Source organism: Vibrio sp. V01_P9A10T6, from assembly GCF_963877065.1.
GTDB lineage: Bacteria > Pseudomonadota > Gammaproteobacteria > Enterobacterales > Vibrionaceae > Vibrio > Vibrio anguillarum.
Genome location: NZ_CAWNTB010000033.1, coordinates 38,033 through 44,617 on the forward strand (window position 1 = coordinate 38,033; position 6,585 = coordinate 44,617).

4 protein-coding genes and 1 pseudogene are annotated in these 6,585 nt (G+C 43.2%); 4 read left to right on the forward strand and 1 reads right to left on the reverse strand.

Annotated features, from left to right (window positions below; all coding sequences use genetic code 11):
• Positions 1 to 342 precede the first annotated feature (342 nt).
• The 4 genes from nagA (at position 343) to asnB (ending at position 6,319) form a co-directional block, all read left to right on the forward strand.
• Positions 343 to 1,479 (forward strand): N-acetylglucosamine-6-phosphate deacetylase, encoded by a 1,137-nt coding sequence (gene nagA / locus AACQ21_RS02170; protein WP_026028957.1) that lies wholly within the window; start codon positions 343 to 345, stop codon positions 1,477 to 1,479.
• Positions 1,480 to 1,481: 2 nt separating this feature from the next.
• Complete coding sequence (gene nagC / locus AACQ21_RS02175; RefSeq protein WP_026028126.1) at positions 1,482 to 2,696, forward strand: DNA-binding transcriptional regulator NagC; 1,215 nt, start codon at positions 1,482 to 1,484, stop codon at positions 2,694 to 2,696.
• Positions 2,697 to 2,795: 99 nt separating this feature from the next.
• Positions 2,796 to 4,382, forward strand: a complete 1,587-nt coding sequence (locus AACQ21_RS02180) for a cation:proton antiporter family protein (RefSeq protein ID WP_105976402.1) — start codon at positions 2,796 to 2,798, stop codon at positions 4,380 to 4,382.
• Between the two features lie 272 nt (positions 4,383 to 4,654).
• Complete coding sequence (gene asnB, locus AACQ21_RS02185; protein ID WP_017045499.1) at positions 4,655 to 6,319, forward strand: asparagine synthase B; 1,665 nt, start codon at positions 4,655 to 4,657, stop codon at positions 6,317 to 6,319.
• Positions 6,320 to 6,400: 81 nt separating this feature from the next.
• Here asnB and AACQ21_RS02190 read toward each other — a convergent pair.
• Positions 6,401 to 6,585 (reverse strand): annotated as a pseudogene (locus tag AACQ21_RS02190) (transcription/translation regulatory transformer protein RfaH); the annotation flags it as partial.

Genomic DNA, 6,585 nt, shown 5'->3' on the forward strand with positions numbered 1-6,585 from the left:
TGCCAAATACCAAGGTTTTTGCTAGCGAGATCATAAAACTTATTTTACAATTAAAAAAAATGGAAATTAGGCGATAATATTTGCCTGTTTCATCGTCGAATAGCATGTAAGCTAAACAACCCCGACTGGCTTTTTTCGTATAAAATGCAAACTATAACCATCAAATAACCCAGTCAAAACGAGCACTTAATTTTAATGTCATCCAGCATTGGCTGTTTGCTAGCAAGATAATTCGCGACCTAATTGAAGTAAGAAAAGAAAGCACCGTACTGGCACATTCCATCTTTCATTTCGTCGCCTCGCCAAATTTATAAAATATTGATAGATAAGGATTTGATGATTATGTACGCACTAACTAACTGTAAAATCTACACTGGCAGTGATGTGCTAGTTGACCATGCTGTGATTATCAACAACGAGTTGATTGAAGCGGTCTGTCCTATTGCGGATTTACCACAAGATATAACGACACAAGATTTAAGTGGTGCAAACCTAAGCCCAGGCTTTATCGACCTGCAATTGAATGGTTGTGGCGGTGTGATGCTGAATGATGAAGTAACCGCGACTACGATGCAGATCATGCATAAAGCCAACCTAAAATCAGGATGCACAAGCTTTTTACCAACGTTAATCACCTCTTCAGACGAAGACATGCGCAAAGCGATTTCTGCCGCACGTGAATATCACTCTCAATATAAAAACCAATCACTGGGTTTACACCTTGAAGGGCCATATCTTAATGTGATGAAAAAGGGCATTCACAGTGTGGATTTCATCCGCCCTTCAGATGACAACATGATCGCCACTATGTGTGAAAATAGCGATGTGATTGCTAAAGTGACATTGGCGCCAGAGCACAACAATCCAGAACACATTGAACGTCTGGTGAAAGCTGGCATTGTGGTATCGATTGGTCACACTAACGCAACTTATACTGAAGCACGTAAAAGCTTTGAATCAGGCATCACCTTTGCCACACACTTATTTAATGCCATGACGCCGATGGTTGGACGTGAACCCGGTGTCGTTGGTGCAATTTATGACACCCCAGAAGTTTATGCTGGCATTATTGCTGATGGCTTTCATGTTGATTATGCTAACATCAGAATTGCTCACAAAATCAAAGGCGAAAAGCTTGTATTAGTGACCGATGCCACAGCTCCTGCAGGCGCTAACATGGATTACTTTATTTTTGTCGGTAAGAAAGTATATTACCGTGATGGTAAGTGTGTTGATGAAAACGGCACACTGGGCGGCTCAGCACTCACTATGATTGAGGCAGTGCAAAACACTGTTGAGCACGTTGGTATCGCATTGGACGAAGCTCTGCGGATGGCAACTCTGTATCCGGCAAAAGCAATTGGTGTGGATCACAAACTAGGCCGAGTAAAAAAAGGCATGGTGGCGAACCTCACTGCATTTGATAGAGACTTCAATGTTCAGGCGACGGTTGTTAACGGACAATACGAGCACAATTGATAATGAATGGCGGACAAATAGGTAACGTAGATTTAGTCAAACAACTCAACAGCGCAGCAGTGTACCGATTGATCGACCTACAAGGTCCGATATCTCGTATTCAAGTTGCCGATGTGAGCCAACTTGCTCCAGCAAGTGTTACAAAAATAACCCGCCAACTTCTAGAACGCGGCCTCATTAAAGAGGTCGCACAACAAGCCTCTACTGGCGGACGTAGAGCCATCTCCTTAACAACCGAAGTCGCCCCTTTTCACTCTGTCGCCGTACGTTTAGGCCGAGATTACATTCAGCTCAGCCTGTATAATTTAGGGGGCAAAGAACTCGCGTCGGACTATCACGAGTTTCACTATTCTCACCAAACACAATTAATTGAGGGGCTCCTTTTCCACCTCAATACCTTTATCAAACAACAGCAAGAGCGAATCGAACAGTTCATTGCCATTGGTATTGCCCTACCCGGCTTAGTCAACCCAGAAACGGGTGTCGTAGAATACATGCCCAATATTGCTATTGATGCACTCGCTTTAGGTGACATCATTCGTGATAATTTTCATGTTGAATGTTTTGTTGGCAACGACGTGCGCGGTATGGCGCTTGCCGAACATTATTTTGGTGCCAGCAAAGACTGTCAAGACTCTATCCTAGTCAGCGTTCACCGAGGAACTGGGGCTGGCATTATCGTCAATGGTCAAGTATTCCTAGGCTATAACCGTAACGTAGGTGAAATTGGTCATATCCAAATCGACCCACTCGGCGAACAGTGTCAATGCGGAAATTTCGGCTGTTTAGAAACGGTAGCCGCAAACCCGGCTATTATATCTCGTGTTAAAAAACTGATTGCTCAGGGCTATGAATCTAGCCTAGCGAATATAGAGAGCATTACCATCAATGATGTATGTGAGCACGCCAATCTCGGTGATGAGCTAGCAAAACAGAGCTTAATTCGAGTGGGTAATCAACTCGGTAAAGCCATTGCGATGACCATCAACTTGTTCAACCCACAAAAAGTGGTAATTGCAGGTCAAATTACAGCCGCTCAAGAGATCGTATTCCCCGCGATTCAACGAAATGTAGAGAATCAATCACTCAAAACTTTCCACACCAATTTACCCATAGTCGCGTCGCAGATTGATAAACAACCAACCATAGGTGCATTTGCTATGATTAAACGGGCAATGTTAAATGGTGTTTTACTTCAAAAATTACTTGGCGATTAAGCAACCGATTGAATTATAATAAAAGGCTGTGTCGTCATGACACAGCCTTTTTTACAACCAAAACATTATTTTTAAACCAAAGCATTACTAAAGGAATTTATGGAACTTATCCTAATTTCAACGGCTTTTTTCGCAGGGTTTATTGCCTTGAAATGTAATTTACCTCCGTTGGTTGGCTTTTTAGTTGCTGGGTTTGGCCTTAATGCTGCTGGCTACCACAGCAGCGATACCATTCTGACCCTAGCCGATCTAGGGGTTACCTTATTGCTGTTCACAATTGGACTTAAGCTAGAGATTAAAACCTTACTTGCGAGAGAGATTTGGGCTGGTGCCACGGTTCATAACCTCCTTTCGACAGGGATTTTCAGCATTGCTTTATTGATATTCAAATATTTAGGGGTTAGCTCTCTGGCCTCGATGTCAATTGAACAATTAGTTCTGCTTGGTTTTGCTTTGTCATTCTCCAGTACTGTTTTTGCGGTGAAATCACTGCAAGAGAAAGGAGAAATGAACGCGACATACGCCACTATCGCCATCGGTATTCTTGTGATGCAAGATATCTTTGCTGTCATATTTTTAACCGTCTCGACAGGAAAACTTCCTCATTGGTACGCTGCCACTTTATTGATCCTACCCTTTATGCGACCACTATTTTACAAACTGCTCGACTGGGTTGGTCACGGTGAAATGCTTGTTCTGTTTGGTATATTTTTTGCCTTAGTGGTCGGAGCAGGATCATTTGAATTGGTTGGGATGAAACCCGATCTTGGTGCTCTGATTTTAGGCATGCTGCTAGCAGGCCATCCCAAAGCATCTGAGTTGTCAAAATCACTCTTTAATCTAAAAGAGCTGTTTCTCGTCTGCTTTTTCCTCAACATTGGACTATCAGAGCAGCCCACAATGACTGGGTTTGCGCTCGCATTGTTGCTCTTACTGCTGCTTCCCATCAAAGGTATCCTCTATTTTTGGGTACTCAACCGCTTTAAATTCCGAGTGAGAACCTCATTGTTAGCCACCTTGTCTTTATTCAATTTCAGTGAATTCGGACTGATTGTGGGGGGGCTTGCTTTCAAAATGGGATGGATGTCGGGTGACATATTGGTCGCACTGGCCATTGCGGTATCCATTTCATTTGTAATCGCAGCCCCAATAAGCCGTAAAGGCCATGAACTCTATCAACATTCACGGCAATGGCTCAAAGAACATGCCGCTGAAAAACTCAACACCAAAGATCAATTAATTAATCCAGGCCATGCTCAGGTACTCATATTAGGGATGGGCCGCATCGGTACCGGTGCATATGATGAGTTGCGCTCTCGTTATGGCAAAATAAGTTTAGGCATAGAAGTCCGAGAAGAGGTTGCTCATGATCACCGCTCACAAGGGCGCAATGTTATTGCTGGTGATGCAACCGACCCTGATTTTTGGGAGCGTATTCTAGACACTGGTAATGTAAAACTCGTACTACTTGCTATGCCGCATCATCAGGGTAACCAAATCGCGCTATCGCAGTTACAACACCGTAATTTTAAAGGACAAATCGCAGCCATCGCCGAATACCCAGACCAATTGGAATCACTATTGGAAAGTGGTGTTGATGCGGCATTCAACATCTATAGCGAAGCGGGTAGCGGTTTTGCCCGTCACGTATGTAAACAGCTCCAACCTAATTTTACTAAACCGTAATAATATCTAGGTAAGCCATCGCAATTTTTAGGTAAAACATTGTCATTTCTATGCCCAACTCAATACGGCCCCAGAGCTTAGTTGGGCATAATTTACCCACCATCGCTCAAAAACAGAAAACAAATAGAAAAAATTCATACAAAGCGCATATTAATTAAATAAAATTCACCAAGATGCATCTTATGTGATATTAACGACACCATATGGTTGCTTTTTTTAACCAGAATGGCAAATTAGGTCCAACAGATTAAAAATCATCAAAAGGAAGTTGTATGTGTTCTATATTTGGCATTCTTGATATTAAAAGTGATGCAACAGCGTTACGCCCAATAGCGCTAGAGATGTCTAAAAAAATGCGTCACCGCGGCCCTGACTGGTCTGGCATCTATGCTTCAGAAAAAGCAATCTTGGCTCATGAGCGCCTTTCTATTGTCGGTTTAAACAGCGGCGCACAACCACTTTACAGCCCAAATAAAAAGCACATATTAGCGGTCAATGGTGAGATTTATAACCACAAAGAAATTCGTGCTCGTTACCAAGGTAAATACGATTTTCAAACCGACTCTGACTGTGAAGTGATATTAGCGCTTTATGCAGACATGGGTGCCGCGCTGCTTGAAGAACTCAACGGCATCTTTGCCTTTGTGCTCTATGATGAAGAAAAAGATGAGTACCTCATCGGGCGTGACCATATTGGTATCATTCCTCTTTACCAAGGCCATGACGAACACGGTAACTACTACATTGCATCCGAAATGAAAGCTTTGGTAAGCATTTGCAAAACTATCAGTGAATTTCCTCCTGGTAGTTACTACAGCTCGAAAGAGGCAGGTGCACAACGCTACTATATTCGAGATTGGAATGAATATGCGGCAGTCCAAGGCAATAGCAGCAGTAAAGAAGAGCTAAAACAAGCATTAGAAGCGGCCGTGAAGCGCCAACTGATGACAGATGTACCTTATGGTGTTTTGCTTTCTGGAGGATTGGACTCTTCAATTACGTCAGCCATTGCGAAACGTTACGCTGCAATGCGAATTGAAGATGATGAACAATCAGAAGCATGGTGGCCACAGCTTCACTCTTTTGCGGTGGGTTTAGACGGTGCTCCAGACCTTAAAGCGGCTCGCGAAGTTGCTGAAAAAATTGGCACTGTACACCACGAAATGACTTATACCATCCAAGAGGGTTTAGATGCTATTCGTGATGTTATTTACCATATTGAAACGTATGACGTGACGACAATTCGAGCCTCTACTCCGATGTATTTGATGGGGCGAAAAATCAAAGCCATGGGTATCAAAATGGTACTTTCCGGCGAAGGAGCGGATGAGATCTTCGGTGGTTACTTATACTTCCACAAAGCACCAAACGCGCAAGAATTCCACGAAGAAACTGTGCGTAAACTGCTGGCGTTGAACTTGTTTGACTGCGCTCGCGCTAATAAATCTTTAGCGGCTTGGGGAGTGGAAGGACGCGTTCCTTTCCTAGACAAAGAGTTTATTGATGTTGCAATGAGGCTTAACCCTGCTGACAAAATGTGTGGCAATGGCAAGATGGAAAAACACATTCTACGTGAGTGCTTTGAAGATTATCTGCCAGCCTCGATTGCTTGGCGTCAAAAAGAGCAATTTTCCGATGGTGTGGGCTATAGCTGGATTGACACACTAAAGAGTGTTGCTGAAGAAAAAGTTACCGATCAACAGATGGAAACAGCAAAATACCGCTTCCCATATAATACTCCAGCGACAAAAGAAGGGTATGTTTACCGCGAGATCTTCGAAGAGCTGTTCCCGTTAGAGTCTGCTGCACAATGCGTTCCTGGAGGTCCTTCTGTAGCTTGTTCTTCCGCCAAAGCAATAGAGTGGGATGAATCCTTTAAAAATTGTATTGACCCGTCAGGCCGAGCTGTCAAAGCGGTGCATAATGAAGCGTACTAACCAAAACGCTGGCTAATAAAGCAAATAAAAGGCGCAAAATGCGCCTTTTATTTGTCTAAAGAGCTTACTGTAGAGAGTCAATCACGAATCTAATTCTAAATGTTTATTATCAATGCTCATCGGTATCACTTGGCTGATCATTTTAACCAGCATAATCGATCGCGTCTCACCATCGGGCTCTTGGTAAATGGCATCAATTCCTGAGAACTGCCCACCCTTAAGTCGAACTACCTGCCCTTTTTCTGGAATATTGAACGATGCTACCG